Annotated in this window: 20 protein-coding genes and 1 tRNA gene; 12 read left to right on the top strand and 9 right to left on the bottom strand. The window is 37.5% G+C overall.

All coding sequences use genetic code 11. The features are described from left to right. Positions 1–384, bottom strand: a 384-nt coding sequence (locus VB694_RS20725; protein ID WP_416233492.1) for a WD40 repeat domain-containing protein, incomplete at its 3' end; no start/stop codon positions are given. Between the two features lie 559 nt (positions 385–943). On the opposite strand from VB694_RS20725, the gene VB694_RS20730 reads away from it, so the two are divergent. Further along, positions 944–1,174: a hypothetical protein gene (locus VB694_RS20730; RefSeq protein ID WP_323362227.1), complete on the top strand. Its 231-nt coding sequence runs from the start codon at positions 944–946 to the stop codon at positions 1,172–1,174. Positions 1,175–1,324: 150 nt separating this feature from the next. Here VB694_RS20730 and nagZ read toward each other — a convergent pair whose 3' ends face one another. After that, positions 1,325–2,413, bottom strand: coding sequence for a beta-N-acetylhexosaminidase (gene nagZ, locus VB694_RS20735; RefSeq protein ID WP_323362228.1), 1,089 nt, complete (start codon positions 2,411–2,413; stop codon positions 1,325–1,327). A 190-nt stretch (positions 2,414–2,603) separates the two neighbouring features. On the opposite strand from nagZ, the gene pds reads away from it, so the two are divergent. From pds to VB694_RS20760, 5 genes are all read left to right on the top strand, one after another. Then, positions 2,604–4,064, top strand: a complete 1,461-nt coding sequence (pds, locus tag VB694_RS20740; protein ID WP_323362229.1) for a 15-cis-phytoene desaturase — start codon at positions 2,604–2,606, stop codon at positions 4,062–4,064. Next, on the top strand, positions 4,048–4,980 hold the full coding sequence (crtB, locus tag VB694_RS20745; RefSeq protein ID WP_323362230.1) for a 15-cis-phytoene synthase CrtB: 933 nt from the start codon (positions 4,048–4,050) through the stop codon (positions 4,978–4,980). Before pds ends, crtB begins: the two co-directional genes overlap by 17 nt. Positions 4,981–5,215: 235 nt before the next feature. Continuing rightward, positions 5,216–5,307: transfer RNA gene (locus tag VB694_RS20750), tRNA-Ser, on the top strand. 193 nt (positions 5,308–5,500) lie between these two features. Next, positions 5,501–6,814, top strand: coding sequence for an ABC transporter substrate-binding protein (locus VB694_RS20755; RefSeq protein WP_323362231.1), 1,314 nt, complete (start codon positions 5,501–5,503; stop codon positions 6,812–6,814). A gap of 164 nt (positions 6,815–6,978) precedes the next feature. Then, positions 6,979–7,782: a type 1 glutamine amidotransferase gene (locus VB694_RS20760; protein ID WP_323362232.1), complete on the top strand. Its 804-nt coding sequence runs from the start codon at positions 6,979–6,981 to the stop codon at positions 7,780–7,782. A gap of 13 nt (positions 7,783–7,795) precedes the next feature. Here VB694_RS20760 and VB694_RS20765 read toward each other — a convergent pair whose 3' ends face one another. Continuing rightward, positions 7,796–8,470, bottom strand: coding sequence for a hypothetical protein (locus VB694_RS20765; protein WP_323362233.1), 675 nt, complete (start codon positions 8,468–8,470; stop codon positions 7,796–7,798). A gap of 235 nt (positions 8,471–8,705) precedes the next feature. Beyond that, positions 8,706–10,568 carry an AAA-like domain-containing protein gene (locus VB694_RS20770; RefSeq protein WP_323362234.1) on the bottom strand — a complete coding sequence of 621 codons (1,863 nt, stop codon included), beginning with the start codon at positions 10,566–10,568 and terminating at the stop codon, positions 8,706–8,708. A 90-nt stretch (positions 10,569–10,658) separates the two neighbouring features. On the opposite strand from VB694_RS20770, the gene VB694_RS20775 reads away from it, so the two are divergent. Together VB694_RS20775 and VB694_RS20780 are read left to right on the top strand one after the other, a co-directional pair. Beyond that, a complete protein-coding gene (locus VB694_RS20775; protein ID WP_323362235.1) occupies positions 10,659–10,910 on the top strand; it encodes a UPF0175 family protein in 252 nt (83 codons plus the stop codon). Next, positions 10,903–11,394 carry a DUF3368 domain-containing protein gene (locus tag VB694_RS20780; RefSeq protein WP_323362236.1) on the top strand — a complete coding sequence of 164 codons (492 nt, stop codon included), beginning with the start codon at positions 10,903–10,905 and terminating at the stop codon, positions 11,392–11,394. Before VB694_RS20775 ends, VB694_RS20780 begins: the two co-directional genes overlap by 8 nt. Here VB694_RS20780 and VB694_RS20785 read toward each other — a convergent pair whose 3' ends face one another. From VB694_RS20785 to thiD, 3 genes are all read right to left on the bottom strand, one after another. Beyond that, positions 11,395–11,610 (bottom strand): addiction module protein, encoded by a 216-nt coding sequence (locus tag VB694_RS20785; protein ID WP_323362237.1) that lies wholly within the window; start codon positions 11,608–11,610, stop codon positions 11,395–11,397. It lies immediately after the preceding gene. Between the two features lie 76 nt (positions 11,611–11,686). Further along, on the bottom strand, positions 11,687–14,128 hold the full coding sequence (locus VB694_RS20790; protein WP_323362238.1) for an AAA-like domain-containing protein: 2,442 nt from the start codon (positions 14,126–14,128) through the stop codon (positions 11,687–11,689). Positions 14,129–14,257: 129 nt separating this feature from the next. After that, positions 14,258–15,076: a bifunctional hydroxymethylpyrimidine kinase/phosphomethylpyrimidine kinase gene (gene thiD, locus VB694_RS20795; protein WP_323362239.1), complete on the bottom strand. Its 819-nt coding sequence runs from the start codon at positions 15,074–15,076 to the stop codon at positions 14,258–14,260. Positions 15,077–15,121: 45 nt separating this feature from the next. Between thiD and VB694_RS20800 the strand changes: the two genes are divergently transcribed. Next, the gene (locus VB694_RS20800) at positions 15,122–16,591 is read left to right on the top strand and encodes an ATP-binding protein (protein WP_323362240.1); all 1,470 of its coding nucleotides are present in this window, start codon (positions 15,122–15,124) and stop codon (positions 16,589–16,591) included. A gap of 9 nt (positions 16,592–16,600) precedes the next feature. On the opposite strand, the gene VB694_RS20805 is transcribed toward VB694_RS20800, so the two are convergent. Next, a complete protein-coding gene (locus VB694_RS20805; RefSeq protein ID WP_323362241.1) occupies positions 16,601–17,035 on the bottom strand; it encodes a hypothetical protein in 435 nt (144 codons plus the stop codon). Between the two features lie 478 nt (positions 17,036–17,513). Between VB694_RS20805 and VB694_RS20810 the strand changes: the two genes are divergently transcribed. From VB694_RS20810 to VB694_RS20820, 3 genes are all read left to right on the top strand, one after another. Beyond that, positions 17,514–17,978 carry a BLUF domain-containing protein gene (locus tag VB694_RS20810; RefSeq protein ID WP_323362242.1) on the top strand — a complete coding sequence of 155 codons (465 nt, stop codon included), beginning with the start codon at positions 17,514–17,516 and terminating at the stop codon, positions 17,976–17,978. 75 nt (positions 17,979–18,053) lie between these two features. Further along, entirely contained in the window at positions 18,054–19,904 is a 1,851-nt protein-coding gene (locus VB694_RS20815) for a S8 family peptidase (RefSeq protein WP_323362243.1), read from the top strand. A 198-nt stretch (positions 19,905–20,102) separates the two neighbouring features. After that, entirely contained in the window at positions 20,103–20,333 is a 231-nt protein-coding gene (locus VB694_RS20820; RefSeq protein WP_323362283.1) for a hypothetical protein, read from the top strand. Here VB694_RS20820 and VB694_RS20825 read toward each other — a convergent pair. Continuing rightward, positions 20,320–20,643 carry a thioredoxin family protein gene (locus tag VB694_RS20825; RefSeq protein ID WP_323362244.1) on the bottom strand — a complete coding sequence of 108 codons (324 nt, stop codon included), beginning with the start codon at positions 20,641–20,643 and terminating at the stop codon, positions 20,320–20,322. The two genes, VB694_RS20820 and VB694_RS20825, sit on opposite strands and share 14 nt — an antisense overlap. Positions 20,644–21,001 lie beyond the last annotated feature (358 nt).

Raw genomic sequence — 21,001 nt, forward strand, 5'->3', positions numbered from 1 at the left:
GTAGACATTACTTGTATGACCAAAGAAAGGTTGACCTATAGCTTCTCCAGTTTCGACATCCCACAACCGGACTGTATTATCACTACTACCACTCACAACCATACTGCCATCAGGACTAAAGGCCACTGAGTTAACAGAACCCGTATGACCCAGGCAACTTGCCCACGTTGTCCGAGTTAGCAAATCCCAAATTTCTATAGTCCCATCTGCTAAACCCACAGCAATACGTCTCCGTCCCTGGGGTGATATGGCTACTGCCAATACTGCACTCTGGAACTCGGCAAAGGGTTTTTCAATTTCTGGGTCTGCTTCTAAGTCAGTTTCAATTTCTGGGATGCTAAATTGTTGGCTGCTGATTTCTTGTTGACCTTGGGGTGCTTCCATGCCAGTAGTGTTACCAGTTAGTCGTGTGTGGGTGTTACTGGTTTTACTATGTATGCTGCTTGGTTGTAAATACTTTTATACGTTTGTTTACAAATCAGGATCAGATCCCCGACTTCTCAAAGAAGTCGGGGATCTATTACGAAATATTTCATTTTCTCATTTAAAGCTTAATCCATAACCTGCCAAATACGAATATTACTGAGGTACAAAAATTAAAATTTTTCTGTTGAAGTCTCAAAAGTCTTGCTGTTCCAAGTTTACAGGATTTGCAAGCTTATGTTGTTTAACTAATTTATAAATAACTCGCTTATTGAGAAAACAACTAAAACTTATTTCCTGAAAACGTAAAGCTTACGTTATCTATGTCAGCGAATTTTTATATTATTATCAATAACTGGAAGAAATTGGACAACATTAAAATTAGTACCTAAGTTAAATTATCTAACTCGGAGGTAATTAAAAATAATCAAATTTACTATAGAAACAAGCGATTAGTTGAGCAATAACAAATAAGTTCTCAATTAACGTGATTACACAGGTGAACTTTGGAGAAAAACAGATGTTAAACATCAAAAATGAATTATTGGCTGATCTCAGTTCTGAAACTGCTGCTAACATTAACGGTGGTCAAGCTGAACAGGGTGAACAAGGTGGTAAAGAGGATAAAAGTAAGTTTAATTACAACAGATATCTCAAAGCCTTGGGAATATCTTATTTGAGTCCTCCAGAAGTTGGTAGCATTACAGACAAGGAAGCATTATTGGCGCAGTACCAAGGCTGGGAAGACTAGCAAAACTGATTGATTTATAGGCTTTTCCCACTAAGATTCAACTACTAATAAATCCGGCTTTTAATCCAATTCATGAATGACAAGATACCTGACTTCTTTGAGAAGTTGTAGAGACGTTCCATGGAACGTCTCTACTTTATAACCAGATGTTTACTCAAAACAGCAATTAATAGCTAACTCTGCATGATTAACTAAAGTCTCTTTTTCTAGTTGATAAACTGGATATTGAGGTGTGATATTCAATAATTTCTCTATTCTCTCTTTCGCCTTTTCTACTATCTCTTCATTCAAGCTACCATTATTTAAACAATTAGCGAAATCTTCTGCTATTTTATATGTCCTTTCTAAAGAAGAAGAATTGATATTTCGTGATACTATAAATAAATCACATCCAGCATTAAAAGCCCTTGCTACTGTTCCCGATTGCATAAACATATCCGAAACAGCTTTCATATCTAAATCATCAGAAACAACAACTCCTGGAAAATTTAATTCTTCCCGGAGGATGTGATTTAAAATGGTTTTAGATAATGTAGCGGGAAGTTCTGGATCAATTTGCGGGAACAAAATATGTGCTGTCATAATTAGCGGTATCTGTTCTCGAATTAATGTTTGAAAAGGTATCAACTCTCGTTTTCGCAAATCTTCTAAACTCAAATCCAATATTGGTAACTCCAGATGGGAATCTGTGCTAGTGTCTCCATGTCCAGGAAAATGTTTAGCACAACCGAGAATACCCCCTTCCCTGAGTCCTTGGTAATATTCCCGCGCACTTTGACTAGCAGTTTCGGGAGTTGTCCCAAAAGCACGGGGTCCAATAATAGGGTTTTGGGGGTTAGAAAAAATATCAGCGTCGGGAGAAAAAGAAAGATTGATACCTAATGATTTTAATTCTAACGCCGTTGCTTTTGCTACTTTATGTGCTTGCGATCGCACCAAATAAGCATAAGGAAAACGAGTAATGGGTAAAGGAGTCCTGACAACCCTTCCACCTTCATGATCAATAGTGGTAAACAGGGAATCGCGTTCAGTATATTCGCGTATTTGTTGAATTAGATTTTTAAAACTTTCTAACCAAACTGGGTATGATACACCATCTAGAAAGTTTTTAGCAAAAAATATCACTCCAACAGGTTTTAATTCACTGAGAACCCGTTTATCATCATCGCTTAGAGTTGTACCAGAAACACCGAGAATTAAATGATTACCAAAGCTTTGTAAATACTGGGATAGAGTCATAACAGAAAAAATAAAGAATAAGTTTTCTCTACTCTATCCTTATTTTTAACTGTCCCTAGTCACCAGTCCCCAGTCACCAGTCACCAGTCCTCAGTCCCCAATTTCCCAAAGCTAGGCAAAATGTAACAGAATGCAAAGTATAATGAAAACGACAAAACAATTAAGAAATATTGAAAAACAGTAGGTTTAAATGCGAGTAGCGAACACGAAGTGCAGCGTAGCTATCGCCGGTGCTGGTTTAGCAGGGCTTTCTTGTGCGAAATATCTCACAGACTTAGGATATACACCCATTCTCTTAGAACGCCGGGACGTAGTGGGTGGAAAGGTTGCGGCTTGGAAAGATGCCGATGGTGACTGGTACGAAACAGGACTGCATATCTTTTTTGGGGCGTATCCTAATATGTTGCAGTTATTCAAAGAACTAGACATTGAAGATCGTTTGCAGTGGAAAGAACACAGCATGATTTTCAATCAACCAGAAGCACCAGGTACATACAGCCGCTTTGATTTTCCCGATATTCCCGCCCCCTTAAATGGTGTAGTGGCGATTCTGGGAAATAATGATATGTTGACATGGCCAGAAAAAATCAGCTTTGGACTGGGTTTAATTCCCGCCATAGTCAAAGGTCAAAAGTATGTGGAAGAAATGGATAAATACTCTTGGAGTGAGTGGTTAAAACTACAAAACATTCCTCCCAGAGTGGAAAAAGAAGTTTTTATCGCCATGTCCAAAGCGTTGAACTTCATCAACCCAGATGAAATTTCCGCCACCGTACTGTTAACAGCCCTGAACCGCTTCCTACAAGAGAAAAACGGCTCAAAAATGGCATTCTTGGATGGTTCACCCACAGAACGCCTGTGTCAGCCCATCATCGACTACATCACCGAACGCGGTGGAGAAGTAAGGTTAAATGCGCCCTTAAAAGAAATTTTGCTCAACGAAGATGGTAGCGTGAAAGCCTTCCTACTCAGGGGTTTAGATGGGGCAGAAGACGAAATATTGACAGCCGATCTGTATGTTTCCGCTATGCCAGTTGACCCTTTAAAGGTGATATTACCCAAACCTTGGCAAGAAATGGAATTTTTCCACCAGCTAGAAGGTTTGGAAGGTGTGCCAGTAATCAATGTCCATCTATGGTTTGACCGGAAATTAACAGATATTGATCATCTGCTATTTTCCCGTTCTCCCCTCCTCAGCGTTTATGCTGATATGAGTAATACCTGCCGTGAATATGCCAATCCCGACCGTTCCATGCTGGAATTAGTTCTAGCACCCGCGCAAGATTGGATATCCAAATCCGATGCAGAAATTGTCGCTGCCACGATCACCGAGTTAGAAAAACTCTTCCCTCAACATTTTGGCACAGACAACCCCACTCAACTGCTAAAATATCACGTTGTGAAAACGCCACGTTCAGTTTACAAAGCTACCCCCGGCCGTCAACAGCACCGTCCCTCACAAGAAACCCCCATTTCTAACTTCTATTTAACTGGGGATTACACCATGCAGCGTTATCTAGCTAGTATGGAAGGTGCGGTACTTTCTGGTAAGCTAACAGCACAGGCGATATCCCAAGCGCCATCGGTAGCAAACTCTTCCAACCTGCAAACGCTAAATCGACCGCCCGCAACGAATGCTGCAACTGCCTGATTCCCCCCCGCGCATGAAAACGCTGGTCTCTGTAGACGAGTCCTACAAACTTTGTCAGGAACTCACCGCCAAGTATGCCAAGACTTTTTACCTGGGTACATTGCTGATGAGTCCGGCAAAACGTCAATCTGTTTGGGCAATATACGCTTGGTGCCGCCGTACAGATGAATTAGTCGATGGTCCCGCATCTGCTATAACCACGCCAGAAACCCTAGACCTATGGGAAAAGCAGCTGGACTCAATTTTTGCGGGACATCCATTAGATAATTACGATGTAGCTTTAGTAGATACACTCCAAAGCTTTCCCCTGGATGTTCAACCCTTTCGGGATATGATCGAGGGTCAGCGAATGGACTTATATCGCAGTCGCTATCAAACCTTTGAGGAGTTATATCTCTACTGCTACCGGGTGGCTGGGACTGTAGGATTGATGTCAACTACGATTATGGGCATAGATACCAGTATCTATACAGCATCCTGGCATCAAAACCAACAACCTTATGTTCCCACAGAAGAAGCGATCGCTTTGGGTATAGCCAACCAACTTACCAACATTCTCCGCGATGTGGGCGAAGATGCACGCCGGGGTAGAATCTATATCCCCCTAGAAGACTTGGCTAAATTCAACTATAGCGAAGAAGAACTTTGTCAAGGTATTTTAGATGACCGTTGGCGTTCCTTAATGCGATTTCAAATTGACCGCGCCCGCAAATTTTATACCAAAGCTGATAAGGGAATTAGCTATCTTGCCCCTGATGCCCGTTGGCCAGTTTGGGCAGCATCTATGCTATATGGACAGATTTTAGATGTGATTGAGCGCAATGATTATGAAGTGTTCAATCAACGTGCTTATGTTCCCCAGTGGAAAAAATTGCGTACCTTGCCAGCAGCTTGGATGCGATCGCAAGTGTTATAGTCGTAGGGGCGAAGCATTCGGAAAATGGCCTTGGACAAAAATTGATAATTGGTCGCCCGAATGCTGATGCTTCCAGCACGCTTCGCGAACGCCCGTACAGGAGGCTGAAGGCAGGAGGCAGAAGGTAAATATTTTCCCCATCTTCCCAGTCCCCTGTTCCCTGTTCCCTGACAAATCCCAAAAAAACTATTGACTAACTAAAAATTCTCTGCTAGTATTATTAGCTATGACCTCTGGAGAGGTGGCTGAGTGGTCGAAAGCGGCAGATTGCTAATCTGTTGATGGAATCGTAAGGTCCATCCGAGGGTTCGAATCCCTCCTTCTCCGTTGATAAGATTAAAAAACCCTCGTAATTAATAGTATTCACGAGGTTTTTTTTATTTAGCACTTATTCATGGATTTTCAAGGGTTAGTGCTATTATTTAACCTTTGGAGTCTGAGTCATTAGCCACTAAACTAAAGGGTTAGTTTGCTGATTGATTTTCAAGCGCCTCAACATTGAGAGGAATCAAAGGAATATATGCCAAAATCTAGTGTTTCCCTAGTTCTGAGTTTAGTTACCATAGTCAGCGGCTTATTAATTTCCGCTTGTGAAAATACCACTACAACCACAACCACCACAGCCACTCCAGCAACCAACACTGCTGCTACCACAACCAATAATGCTAAAGGTTTAAAAATTGGTAGTTTGTTACCGACAACTGGAGACTTAGCTTCCATCGGTCAAGAAATGGTAGGTTCAGTTCCCCTCATGGTCGAAACAGTCAACGCTTGTGGTGGTGTCAACGGAGAACCAGTCACTTTAATAGAAGTAGACGACCAAACCGACCCCAAAGCAGGTGCAGCAGGTATGACCAAATTAGCAACAGTTGATAAAGTTGCTGGTGTAGTTGGTTCCTTTGCCAGTAGCGTCTCTACAGCTGCTATTTCTGTTGCTACTCCTAACAAAGTCATGCTTGTTTCTCCTGGTAGCACCAGTCCCGTATTTACAGAAAAAGCCCAAAAAGGCGATTTTAAAGGCTTTTGGGCGCGAACTGCTCCCCCAGATACCTACCAAGCATTAGCTTTAGCCCAACTTGCTAAGAAAAAAGGTTTTAAAAGAGTTTCCACAGTTGTAATTAACAACGACTATGGCGTAGGTTTTGAAAAAGCATTTGTACAAACTTTTGAAAAATTGGGTGGAACTGTAGTTAATAAAGATAAACCTGTTCGCTATGACCCCAAAGCCCAAACCTTTCAAACAGAAGCGGGTGCTGCTTTTGCTGGAAAACCTGATGCGGTATTAGCTGTCATGTATGCAGAAACAGGTAGTTTATTCCTGAAAGCTGCTTACCAGCAAGGTGTGGCTAAGGGAGTACAGATTATGCTGACTGACGGCGTGAAATCAGATAGTTTTCCTCAACAAGTCGGTAAAGGTGCAGATGGCAAATATCTGCTATCTGGGGCGATAGGAACAGTTCCCGGTTCTAGCGGTAAGGGATTAGAGGCTTTTAATAAATTGTGGAAAGAGAAAAAAGGCGGTACACCAGGAGAATATGCACCTCAAGCCTGGGATGCTTCCGCTTTATTGGTATTAGCAGCCCAAGCAGCTAAGGAAAATACAGGTGTGGGTATTGCTGGTAAAATTCGGGAAGTTGCAGCTGGTGATGGTACACCTGTCAGCGATGTTTGTGAAGGACTGAAGTTACTTAAAGAAGGGAAAAAGATTAATTACCAAGGCGCAAGCGGTGATGTAGATGTTGATGCTAATGGTGATGTAATTGGTACTTACGATGTTTGGACAGTGGGAGATGATGGCAAAATCAAGGTGATAGATAAAGTTAGCCCTAAGTAACTCTTTCCTAGATACTATTTGCGACAATTAAATTGTGCAAACTATATACGTCGATACTTGATGTACGGCGTATTTTTTATCGTTGAGGTAAAATCTGCAAAAATATAAAAAATGAGTTAATATTGAACGCAAATTAATAGGAATTTTTGCGGAGTTTTTAAACTATGGAAATTATTATTGGTTGGTTATATCCAAAATTGATGAGTACCTACGGTGATAGAGGTAATGTTATCACTATTCAACGTCGCGCACAATGGCGAGGATACAATGTCACAATATTACCTCTTGACCAAAATTCTACTGCAAATGATATAAAGTCAGTGGATGTAATTGTTGGTGGAGGCGCACAAGACCGTCAGCAAGAAATCGTCATGCGCGACTTACAAGGTGCAAAAGCTGACGCAATGCGGGATAAAATTGAAAATGGGACACCGGGCGTTTTTACTTGTGGTTCTCCTCAACTATTGGGAAATTATTATGAACCTGCATTTGGACAAAGAATAGAAGGTTTAGGAATATTAGATTTAGTTTCTATTCATCCTGGGGAAAATATTAAACGTTGTATTGGTAATTTAGTCATAGAAGTTACAGCTTCACGTCTCGCACAAGAATTGTCAGCAATGATAGGAACAAAACCTTATTTAGTTGGGTTTGAAAATCACGGTGGACGCACTAAATTAGGAAAGGTGGAAGCATTGGGGCGTGTGGTTTACGGCTTAGGTAATAATGGTGAAGATGGGACAGAAGGCGCGTTTTATCAAAATGCGATCGCAACATATTCACATGGTCCATTGTTACCAAAAAATCCTTTTGTTGCAGATTGGTTAATTCAAACAGCGTTAAAGTTGAAATATCAGCAAGAAATTCAACTTACACCTTTAGATGATATCTTGGCAAAAGAAGGAAGAGAAGCAATGTTTAAACGGTTGAAGGTAAATTTATCTAGTATTTCTGGGGTGAAAGTTTAACTCGTAGATAGTTTTAATTATTCTGACTTTGGTTTTGCAACAAAGGACGCACAACTAAATAACCCGCACCAAAACCAGTAATCATAATTAACAAGATAGTCATTACTAACCACCCACCATTAATTCCCTGTGAATCAGATTCTGGGGATATATAATAATGTACTTCCTGTCCTTCAATAAACACTGCTTCTGATACCGGAAAATTCATATCCATCATCGGTACAGAAACAGCCTCACGGCGGATTTTTTTAGCAGGTTTGGGAGTTGGTTGACGTGGAGGAGGTGCTGTTTTCGCTGTCGGTTTCTTTGTCGATTTTACCTCAGCATGATTACGGGGTATGCGTTGCGGTGTAGGCGTATTTTTAGCTTCAGTATTATTTCTGGGTACTGGCTGATAACCAGGTATATTGTTTACATCTAAGTTAGTTGGTGAGGAAGGTTGAGAACTCTGTGGAGAAGATTCCAGCAGCTTTTGCAGTTCTAAGCAAGATTGAACAACTTTGTTAATTTCTTGACGCAGCTGTTGATTTTCTTGAGCTAATTTGTGATTGTGGTTAGTGACTACATCTAACTTAGCTTGTACTGCTTTTAATTCTGCAACCAATTCCCGGTAAACGTAAACAGGTACAGACGGAGAATAGCTGGGAGTAGGTGGTTTACTGTGAACATTCGTTGTAGTTGTTCTCATTTGCATATTGGTATTAAAATTATGCCTTTAGATTAACAAAATATACTATCAGAATAAGGTGATCCCGGAGACTAGGCTATAGAATAATATAAAAATCACCTACCTCAACACAGATAAACATACAATAGCAATGAAATAACTGTGATGGTTAGGGTGTGGAAACCCCCATCATTAAATCATGGGTTTTATATTTATTTGATTTTTTTTTGATTTTTTTTGATTATACGTTTCTAACTTATGATAAGCGTTCTTGAAAATAAAGACGATATAAATTACAAAGACACTGAACTTTATTTCCTTGAAACTCAATTAACCCCAAACTCCGTAATTTAAACGCTTGTGTAGAATCTATTTGAATACTCACATCACTCTTAATAACTTGCTGCATTGCTGTTTTTAACAAGCTATCATTTTCTAGTTGTTGTAAAATATCAGTCAAAAAACTTCTGTATGGACTTTCATCAGTAGGAGCAATTTTGATAAACTGTTCTAAGGTTAGATTATTCTTAGTAATTTTATCAAGAGCAGTAGTTAATAAATAAGGATGTCCATCACTCATTGCTCTTAATTGGTTGATTTCTGTATCTGACCAATTTAAACCATATTGTTTTACTAATTCCTTGGTTTGGGTGTTGTTAAATTCTCCTATTTCCACAGGTATACCCACATTAAAAGGAGATTGATTCACATTTAAAGAAACATAAACATCTTGAGAATAGGAAATTATTAAACGTAAATTTTGCAAACTTTCTTCATTATTTGGGTTTTCATTCCATGCTCTTAATAAAGCAGAAAATTGTTGAGTAATTTCAGTATAAGGAAAAATTTCATCAATATTATCCAAACCTAAAACCAAGGGACTATCAATATTTGATAATAGATATTTCTTTAAATAATTAGTACAGTTAGTTTGACTACTTAATCGTTTATTCCAAAATTCATCTATTTTCTCTTTTAGACCTAATTCTAAACTCAGAATTGTACAAAAGCTCTGTAAAAAAGTATTCAAATCAGCAAAATATTCTTTACTCCATAAATTAATAGAAACTGTTTTATATCCTTTTTGTTTCACATGATCAAAAATGCGACTCATTAAATGAGTTTTACCCATTTTATGGGGTGATTTAATCCGAATTAATGCTTTTGGTTGCAAGATAGATTGAAAACATTTATCTTCAATTTCTGGACGTGCTATATAAATATTAGAAAGAATAGGAGCAGAAATATTTTGTAAATTATTTTTTATTTCTTGAGGAATAATTGATAACTGTTCTTTAATAAACCGACTCACACCTTTATAAACTAAATTATTTGGTGATTTTGGCTTAGTGATAGAAATATGATCATCATCCGTAGCAGTTGGTTGAACATCTTGAATATTTGGGTTAGCACTATCTGGGTCAACAACTAAAATTGTGAAAATTGGTTTTGTCTCATAATAAACTTCTGTCGCAATTTCCATTACATCAACATTTTGCCGATACCATTCATTCAATTGACGCAATTGAGGAATATGTGATTTTAATTCTTCAACACTAATAGTATTTCGTGTAAAAGTACCAATATTTGTGACTAAATTAGCTAAATGAGATCCAGTGTGAGGAGTGGATAAAAATACAATACCTTTAGTTTGTTCAATAACTTTTTTATTGTTAGTTTTTTTATTAAAAGTTTGAGCATTTCGCAACATTTCTTTTACTAATAAACCACCCATGCTATGAGTGATGAAAATTATCGGACGTTCACCAATATCATTAACTGCTAAATATTTTAATAAATTACTCGCACGATCAAAAAGTGGCATTGTTTGACCTTTCCACTCAAAGGGTGCAGCGTTGTAACCAAAAGACCAAATTCCTAAATCTGGTCGTTCTTTCCCCAACCACATCGGCCAGAAATTATCATCATTATCTAATTCTTCAGGATGCCATGTTTTCCGTGCATCACCACCTAAACCATGAACAAAAATTATATTTCCCTTGCGTTTGGGGTTGTCACATCCTGAGATTTTGATTAAACCTGTTTTTTCTGTGGGTGCTGAGATGGGTTCGGGTTGTGGAGTTTTACCGAAAAGTTCCTTAAAAAAGTTAAAAACCATAGTATAGTAGAGTTAATTAGGTTAACAGCAATAAATTATATCATATATCTTGCAAAGCTAACCTAAAACCTATTAACCAACTATAAAACTATGAGTAGCGTATCCTTAGAAATACCTGAAGAAATTTTAATTAGTCTCAAAGAAACCCCAGAAACTTTATCTAGAGAAATACCAATTTTAGCAGCAGTCAAACTGTTTGAACTTGGTAAACTGTCATCAGGAAGAGCAGCACAATTAGCAGGAATGTCACGGGTAGAATTTTTAATGACTTTGGGACGCTATCAAGTTTCACCTTTTTCTTTAACTTCTCAACAGTTAGAACAAGATGTTAACAATGCCTAATTCTCTAGTTATTGTCAATACTTCTCCTCTATTGTATCTGCATCAAGTTGGCTGTTTAGAATTACTGCAAAACTTGTATAGTGAAATTTTAACCGCTCCTGCGGTAATACAAGAATTAGCAGTTGGAAAAAATCAAGGAATCAATGTACCAGATATTAATGCTATTGAATGGATTTCCATTACTCCAGTAAAATCAATTAGCTTAATTCCTGCTGTGATAGATTTAGGACAAGGAGAAGCAGAAGTTTTAGCTTTAGGATTGGAAAATCCTGGCAGTTTATTGATTTTTGATGACCAATTAGCTAGACGCATGGCTAATATATATAAATTAAAATATACAGGCACACTTGGGGTTTTAGTAAAAGCGAAAAAACTTGGTTATTTGTCTTCTGTTACTCCTGTGATTACCATGTTACGTCAACAAGGAATGTGGTTGACAGATAATATTATTAATGATGTTCTCAGATTAGCTGGAGAATCTTAATCAGTTGACTTGAGATAAAGCTTCTTTTCCAGGAATTGCCTCAACTGTATGATTACGAATTTCATCACGGCGTTTTTTAGCTTCTATATTCCAAAGATTTTGGGTGTTTTCATCAATCTCAGATTCTATACTTTCAATGAGTTTTTCTACTAACAATACTCTGGTAGCATTTGGTAAAGATAAGGCTTCTTGAATTAATTCCTCAACTGATAGCATAATGATTTCTTCCAGTAAAAGTTAGCAGTTATCTGATGCCATGACCAAAACCAGACTTAATACTAGGATACAGTTCTCATGTCACCACAGTCTCTGTAAGAAGAGAGAAGATATGATGAAAAAATACTATTAAAAAATCCGTAAAAAGACTCTTTTTCTCAAACCCCCCACCCCCATGCCAATACGGTATTGTACCATATAGCTTGTATGTGTCTAAGTTTTTCATATCTTCCCAACCCAGTTCTTCATATTTTCTATAATATGTCTTTTCTGTCCATCCCACTGTGTCTGTAAAATTAACCCATTCTTCACCCTCTATTCTTATTCTTTCCCAATTTAATTCTCCCTGATACCAATCATCAAAATTTAAATAATTGCCTGTTTCCAGGTATATTCTCTTTTGTATGCTATAACCAAAATGTTCTTGAGAGTTCTCTACCCAAAGACTATCTAATTGTTTCAAATCATTATACTTAAAATTTTTAATGTCATTTAATTCTAAATAACCTTGTTTTTCTCTTTTAGCTGAAACAAGAAGAAACTGCCAATTTTTTTCATCTGCATCTTTCCATCTATTGTTCTGCATTAAATAATCTAGTTCATTCAATAAATATACTTTGAATGATTCATTATAAGCTGTATTTGAGCTATCTAAACCATTAAGTTGATGATAAAGCAAAGCTACAATATCAATATTACCATTGTAGAGAATATTGAGGTCTAAAGTAAATAATTCAAGATTAGATTGAAAACAAGATTGTAAAATATTAAATTTTTCAAAAGCTATCTTGTAATTATCTAAGGCTTTATTTGATTCTTTTTCTAATTTCCCTTTCACATAATAAATATAGACTAATACGGCTAAATAACTAGCATTATTGTTACTGTTTTTATTTTCTTTTGGTATTTTTTTAAAACTTTTATCGAATTCTTCTTTGGCTTTAATATATTTTTTTTCTATCTTTAAATATTCATATCCTAAAACTAGAGAACTATCTAATAAAGCTTCTTTAAGTGCATGATTTTCAATTTTTTCTTGCAAAACTAACCCTGCAATATTTAAAAATTGATTAGCTTCATTGACTTGGTTGTTTTGTTGAAGTTGAGAAGCAACTGCTGATAAATCCCTAATTTTAGAAATATTTCGTTCTATTTCAGTAACTTTTTCTTTAGCTATACGTAATTGCTTTTCTGCTTCCTGTTTAGCTTCAGCTTCTATTTTAATCGCTTCTTCTTTTTTTTCCTGGTTACGACTTTCTGATACAAATTCCTGATCTTCAAAACCTAACTTTTTATCCTTTACCCATCCTTCTGCTTCTGCTAAAGCTTCCCCTCTTAATAATCGAGATTTATCATTTTTACCTGATAACAACCACTGTCGAAAACTATCTGCATAAGGCCGTAAACCAGCTAACTTTTTTTCAATCCATAAATTATCAAATATAGTAGAATAAATCCGATTATAAACCTTTAATTTGCTATCTTTTTTAACAACAATTCCCGCTAACTGTAAATCACTTTGTTCAATACTATTATCAGCATCAATTTCTCCAGAATGCCAAATTTGTTGATATAAATCTAATAAATAAGCTGTTTTTTGTTCATCTCTTTTTAAAATTCTATCTCGAATGGTTTTAAAATGTTCCGGTTCATCTTGAGATTCCCAATTTTCAATCATTCTTTCTCTGACTAAATTCTCTACAAAACTAGCTTCTTCTCCATCGGGAATTATATCTTGAGATTCACGGATAAAATTACATATTTTCTGAGTTAAAAATGGCTGTCCTCCCGTCCAAGCTAAAATCTCTTTGAGTACCGTTTCCGGGTTGCTAGTTAAATGAGAAAATCCGCGAATTAAAGGTAAAGCTTCAGTAAATTCAAATCCGGTTAATTCGATACCTTTACCAATATTAAAAGGAGTGCGTTTTTTATCTTGAATTAATTCCGAAGGGGTAGCAACTCCCAACAATACAAAAGTAATGCGGTTATATTCAGGATTATCAACTCTGAGATTAAAAAATGCCCGAATTAAAGCAAAAAAATCATCAACAGGAAAATCTAAACTCAGAATACTATCAATTTCATCAATAAAAATAACAATCTGTGTAGAAATTATTTTTAAGACTTTATCAATAAACTTACCAAAAATTTGTACGGGAGAAAGTCGTTTATTCTCTTCCCATAAAGCATCTAAATCAAATTTATCTGCTAATTTTAAACTTTCAGTTATATTATTAATAATGCCATTATACCACTGTTCAGAAGTTAAGCCAGATGTACCAATTGCAGTTAAATCTATAGCCACACAAGCAATATTTTCCGCTTGTAATTTTTGCATTGTTTTTACTCGCAAACTTGATTTTCCCATCTGTCGAGAGTTCAGCACAAAACAAAACTCCCCAGCTTTCACCGCTTGATATAAATCATCATCAGCTTTGCGTGTGACGTAGGTAGGTGCATTAGGTGAAAGACTCCCACCAAATTGATATTGATAATTTTCAGGAACAGGGGAATTCATAGTTTGATACTATGTGGGTGATATGGTAGATTATATATTAAATATTTATAAGCAAATTGCTTGAAAAAGGATGAAAACAGATATTCCATCCTGTTAATCCTTTAATCCTGGACATCCTGATTCAGACATTTATTTTTCCAACAACGGGAAAAAATGCCCCACAGGTCCAGGTCCCTTACCAATATCCAAAGAATAAGTAAGTGCAGTAGTCACATATTCTTTTGCTTCTTGTACTGCTGTCCACAAATCTTTACCCCAAGCTAAATTAGCAGTAATAGCAGCAGACAAAGTACAACCAGTTCCATGAGTATTTTTCGTCTCTACCTGTTTTGTCTTCAAAACTTCCAATCTTTCCCCATCAAACCACACATCCACCCCGCGCAAACTCCCAGACATTCCCCCACCCTTAACCAAAACTGCTTTTATATCTAAATTTTCGTGTATAACTTGAGCAGCTTTTTGCATATCTTCCAGAGAAACAATTTCTAACCCACTTAAAATCTGTGCTTCATAACGATTTGGTGTAATGATAGTTGCTTGAGGAATCAATTCATCACACAAAGTTTTTACAGCATCATCATCAATCAATTGCGCCCCCGTCCGTGATACCATTACCGGATCAACTACCAAATTCTTAATTTGTAAAGCCGCGACTTCCTGTGCTACAGCCAAAATAATTTCCTGGTTGAGTAGCATTCCCGTTTTCGCAGATTGCACACCAATATCCTCAACTACCGCCCGAATTTGTGCTATAACAGCCTCTGAGGGCATGGCATCAACTCGGCTTACACCTAGAGTATTTTGGGCTGTAACGCAAGTAATAGCACTAGTTCCGTGAACACAGTGAAATGCAAAAGTTCTTAAATCGGTTTGAATACCCGCACCTCCACCACTGTCAGAACCAGCAATAGTTAAAGCTACAGGTGTAAATGTCTTTTTCGTTGCCATGATGATTAAATATCAATATTAAAAATACATCTATATTACTGTCTTATGTCTAATCAATCCCCAGATGAGGAAATTGAATTTTTACGTCAACGAGTTGCTGAACTCGAAAAAGCCTTAGAACAGAAAAACCAATTACAACAAGAACTTGAAGAATATAAACAAATAAATACAGAATTAGAAAAACAATTACAAAAAACAGAAGAACAATCTTACTTATACAAAATGATCATTGATAAAGCCATTGATTGGATTTTTGTCAAAGATAAAAACTATCGTTATCTTTTAGTTAATGATACCGTCGCTCATTCGCTAGGTAAAACATCTGAAGAAATGATTGGAAAAGATGATGTAGAAATAAATTTACCCACAGAAATAGTATTTGGGAATCCTGATAAAAAAATTCGTGGTTTCCGCCAAGATGATCAACTTGTCATTGCTGGAGAAACAATTCATAATCATTATGATCCCATTCCTTGTTGTGATGGAAGTTTTTATATTTTAGATACAAAAAAAATACCTCTCAGCAATAGCAAAGGAGAAATTTTCGCTCTGCTAGGCGTTGCTAGGGATATTACAGACCGTCATCAAGCCGAAACAGAGTTAAAAGCATCAGAAACTAAACTCAGACAGCGCACACTAGAATTAGAACAAACTCTTCAACAACTTCGACGCACTCAATCTCAATTAATTCATAGTGAAAAAATGTCTTCTTTAGGTCAATTAGTAGCCGGAGTTGCCCATGAAATTAATAACCCCATTAACTTTATTTATGGTAACTTAATTCATGCCAATAAAAATCTTCAAGATTTATTAAAACTGCTGTCATTATACCAAAAAAATTACCCAGATTCTACTCCCGAAATTCTTGAACAAAATCAAATAATTGAACTTGAATTTTTACAAGCAGACTTACCGAAACTAATATGTTCTATGCAAGTTGGAGCAGAACGTATTCGTCAAATAGTTGATTCTCTACGCACATTTTCCCGTCTAGACCAAGCATCATTAAAATATGTTGATATTCATGAAGGTATAGACAGCGCCTTAATGATTTTAGAACATCGTCTGCATCACGAAAATAATTATCTTCCAATTACAGTCATTAAAAAATATAGCAATCTACCATTAATAGAGTGCTACGCAGGACACTTAAATCAAGTATTTATGAATATTTTAGTTAATGCTATAGATGCCTTAGAAGGGATAGGAATCCAAAATTCTACATCGGAAATACCAAATCCGCAAATTAGCATCACTACTAAAATCGTCAATCCCCAGGAAATCATTATTCACATAGGTGATAATGGTTTGGGTATGTCAGAGGAAGTGCGACAAAGGATTTTTGACCCCTTCTATACCACAAAACCTGTAGGTAAAGGTACTGGTTTAGGTTTATCTATCAGCCATCAAATTGTCACCGAACAACACCGGGGTTCTTTAAATTGTATTTCATCTATTGGTAAAGGTTCAAAATTTGTAATTAAAATCCCTATTCACCAACAGAATGCTGATTAATAACATCAATTATTGTTGCTCTTCTGCTTGTAAATTGTGCAAAAATCTCTGCAAAAATTTACCCCATTCTGCTGCTAAAGGTATCTCTGTAAAAGGAATTTTAACTGATTTAACAGATTTAGAAAATACAAATTCTAACTCAATAGTACGACCTTTTAATGGTGGATTTTTTATTTCTACTGGTTTATCATTTACCAAAAACCGGATTTCTTCAACATCAAATAAACAAAAAGTTTCTAATTGAATTGGTCCTTTAGTTGTTGGTTTTCCCCAAGTGATATCATTACCTTTTTGACCAATAACAGCATAAATATCATATTTAGCTCGTTCAAATTGTTCTGCCCAAATTCGATAAGCTTCCAGTTTCTGATATTCCTGTGAACCTTGCCAAGCTAACCAGAAAAATGCTACTAACAGAGGCAACCACAAAAGACCACGTTCCATAATAATTCGTAATTCGTAATTAAAGAACAGACTAAGAGCATAGAGTTTATTCTCATCTCCTCTATGTTTCAAATATTCAAATATGCCAAACATCAATTGATAAATCTAATTTGGCATAGTTTAACATTCATAAACCTATTCAAATTATAACCTTAGCTTTAGCTAGTCGATAATTATAAAATATCAAATAAAACATCAAATTTTGTGGATGTGACTCAACTGCACACCGCTATATGCAATACTAGTATTTTTATAAAAATCAATGTAATCAGATACTGCTAAACTCAGTAATTATCTGTAAGTTAAAAATCCAAATTTGATACATAATATCAATATTGAGGGTGTTGCCAGGAATTTCCCATCAAATCAAAAAATATCCCATTACTTTAAGCGCATGGGTGCATAATTATTTTTTGGATTTTCCTCATTTTATGCCAATAGACAATAACGCTATTACACCATACAAGCAGGAGATGATATGAGTTTATACCGACTAATTTACAGTAGTCATGGAAAACCTAATCTGGGGTATCACGATCTCAAAGATATCATGGAGAAATCTGAAAAAAACAACCAATTGGAGGGTATTACAGGACTACTCTGTTATGGTGATTCTATATTTTTGCAGATATTAGAAGGCGATTCCTGCGGAGCGCTTCGCTATCGCACAGTAGTTAGTAAAACTTACCATCGCATTTCCCTAGACACACGCCACAATAATCCTGAATTGATTGAATGTGTACCCATCGAAAGTCGGATTTTTGGCGTTTGGTCAATGAAAGCAGTAAACTTGAGTGATTTAAACTCTCAGCAAGTGAGAAATTTAATTTTAAAGTATTCTGCATCTAATACCTTACAACCACAGACCATGACTTCAGAGCAGTGTCTTAATTTCATGCAAGCACTGGCTAAATTCTTTGACAAAGACGCATCATTTTCCTAGAAACAATGACACCTAATACTGCAAGATATGAGTTATGGTAGTGTGCAAACTGACAAAAAGCGGTGATGAGTTGATATGAGAAGACTTATATTATTGTGCTTGTTTGTCATCGGCTTGGTTGCTGCCATTTTCGGTTTCCTGAATTTCCAGGGATTGGCAACCAAAGGTGAATTTGAGACAATTTTAATGGATTTTCGGGAAGATATTGGAGAAACTGTCATCCGAAAGGATTTACAAGCCATATCTCAACAATATAACGTTACACCCCGACTGGATAACAAATTTTCAGCGGCCGATAATGTCTATATTATCAAAGGCGATCGCCAACGGTTGCAAGACCTGAGAAAATCACCATTCGCCAACACCACAGAATTCATTGAGCCTAACTATATTTATAAAGCAGTTCCCATTGGCGAAACAGCCTGGTTAGGAGACTTTCTACGTCCCCAAGAAGGGGATGAAGAAACAACTCCCTCATTAACCGGTCCAAACGACCAATATTACAGCAAACAGTGGAACCTGCACAAAATTGGCGTAGAAGGCGCATGGACTCGCACCAAAGGTAGCGGCGTTACAGTAGCAGTCATTGACACCGGTATTACGAAAGTCCGGGACTTGTATGAGACAAAGTTCGTCAAAGGCTACGACTTTGTTAACGACACCGAAACAGCCAAAGACGACAATGGCCATGGAACCCATGTAGCCGGTACAGTAGCCCAAGCCACCAATAATAAATATGGTGTAGCCGGAGTAGCCTACGAAGCCAACCTCATGCCCTTAAAAGTATTAAGTGCAGATGGTGGTGGAACAGTAGCCGACATTGCCGAAGCCATCAAATTTGCCGCCAACAACGGTGCAGACGTAATTAACATGAGCTTAGGTGGTGGTGGTGAAAGCCAGTTAATGAAAGAAGCCATCGAATACGCCTACAAAAAAGGTGTAGTCATTATCGCCGCCGCAGGTAACGAAAGTACCGATGGTTCAAGCTATCCCGCCCGTTATCCTCACGTTATTGGTGTTTCCGCCTTTGGACCAGATGGCGAAAAAGCGCCCTATTCTAACTTTGGTGCAGGTGTAGATATTTCCGCCCCTGGTGGAAGTGAAGCAGGTGCAATACTCCAAGAAACCATCAACGAAAACGGCGAAGGCGTATTTTTGGGACTCCAAGGTACAAGTATGGCCGCCCCCCACGTTGCAGGAGTAGCAGCATTAGTCAAAGCAGCCGGAGTTACAGAACCAGAGGAAATTTTAAAAGTCCTCAAACAGTCAGCTAGAGTCATTCAAGATGACGGTTTAAACTACTATGGTGCTGGACAAATTAACGCCGAAGCAGCCGTTAAACTTGCTAGTGAAGGACAAATTAGTTTTCCCGACTTTTTCCGGTGGTTACGGGATAACGGCTATATCAACCCTGGTTTTTGGATTGATGGCGGTGTTGTCGCCTTAGTCCCGAAAATATTAATGGTAGTCGGTTCCTATCTCCTCGCTTGGTTTTTACGGGTTTACTTCCCCTTTGCTTGGAGTTGGTCCTTATCCAGTGGCTTAATATTTGGTAGTTCTGGTTTATTCTTCCTCAGAGGAATTTATATCTTTGACCTTCCCCAGTGGCCTTTCCGGCTTTTGGGCAGTTCCATTCCCGAACTAGGCAACAGTATACAGGGAACAGGTGCTTTAAATCCCCTCTTTGCCAGTGTCTTAATTCCCATCATTTTAATAGCATTGCTGTTAGGACATCCCACATGGAAATGGTTCGCCATTGGTTCTACTTTAGGTATAGCTGCCTGTTTAACAATCAGTGCTATTTATGATCCCACCGTTTGGGGCTTGGGAGATGGTAATTTAGCTCGCATTTTCCTCATCGTCAATGCCCTACTGTGTTACGGACTAGCACGTTTAGCTTTGAAAAACGACGAACAACCAGCTTAGGGACTGGGGACTGGGGACTGGGGACTGGGGACTGGGGACTAGGGACTGGGAAGATTTATTTTCGTGCATCACAAAGCATATCAAGATTTTCAAGGATTAATTCCCAATCAACAATCACCAATCACCAATCACCAATCACCAATCACCAATCACCAATCACCAATTACCAATTACCAATCACCAATCACCAATTTTTTTATGATTACAGCCACAGGTAAAATAGAACGTCGAAACATTGGACTTGGCGCTTGGGCTTTCGTTACAGACGATGGCGTTACCTACGAAATTCCTAAAAGTGCGGACAAAAATTTGCTCAAGTCAGGACAAACAGCCAAAGTCACCGGACAAGTACGCGATGACATGATGACAATCGCCATGATTGGTCCGGTTTTAGAGGTAAAATCCTTTGAGGTGATTAATTCTGACTAGCAACTGCATCCAAAACTTCTTGGATACGGCTTCTAAACTCGCCTTTGGGATGTCCGCCTTTAACTTCACCAACAATCTGAAATTCTCCATCGGGAGAATCGCTTATGATATAGGTAGGCCATCCCATTTGGGATTTATCAGGGTATTGACTCAGCAAAATTTTCCGATATTTACGATAAGTCGCCGTATCCTGCATTTTCACATCAATAAATTGCAAACCCAGTTCTTCAGCCACCTTTTTGTCATAAAAAGACATCTTGTGGCAGATGCCGCAATCTTCAGAAGAGAACTTAATCACTGCTAAACTCATTTGTTTTTAATAATTCTCAATTTTGAGGAAATTTTTCTTTTATTTAGTCATAAAATGCTAACAAATAGTTAGAGACTTACACAGGCATTAATTATATAGAAATTATTAAGAGTCCTATTATATATCGCGGTAATCATTCTGAACTTGGGCTTTGGCTGAAAATAAAATCAAAGCAATTCGGAAATTAGGCTTGGCATTTAGCAGAAAACAGGAGTAAACTAGGATTCCATACCTAGTGGCAACAAGAGAGAGCAGCACTTACAGCCAACTCAATCTTGCCTACAAAAAACCCCCAGTCGGTGTTAGCCAGCTAGGGGAGATTAGTTATCAGGGTGCATCTACCAATTCAATGTTCTTA

The sequence above is a fragment of the Anabaena sp. UHCC 0451 genome (assembly GCF_034931405.1).
GTDB lineage: Bacteria > Cyanobacteriota > Cyanobacteriia > Cyanobacteriales > Nostocaceae > RDYJ01.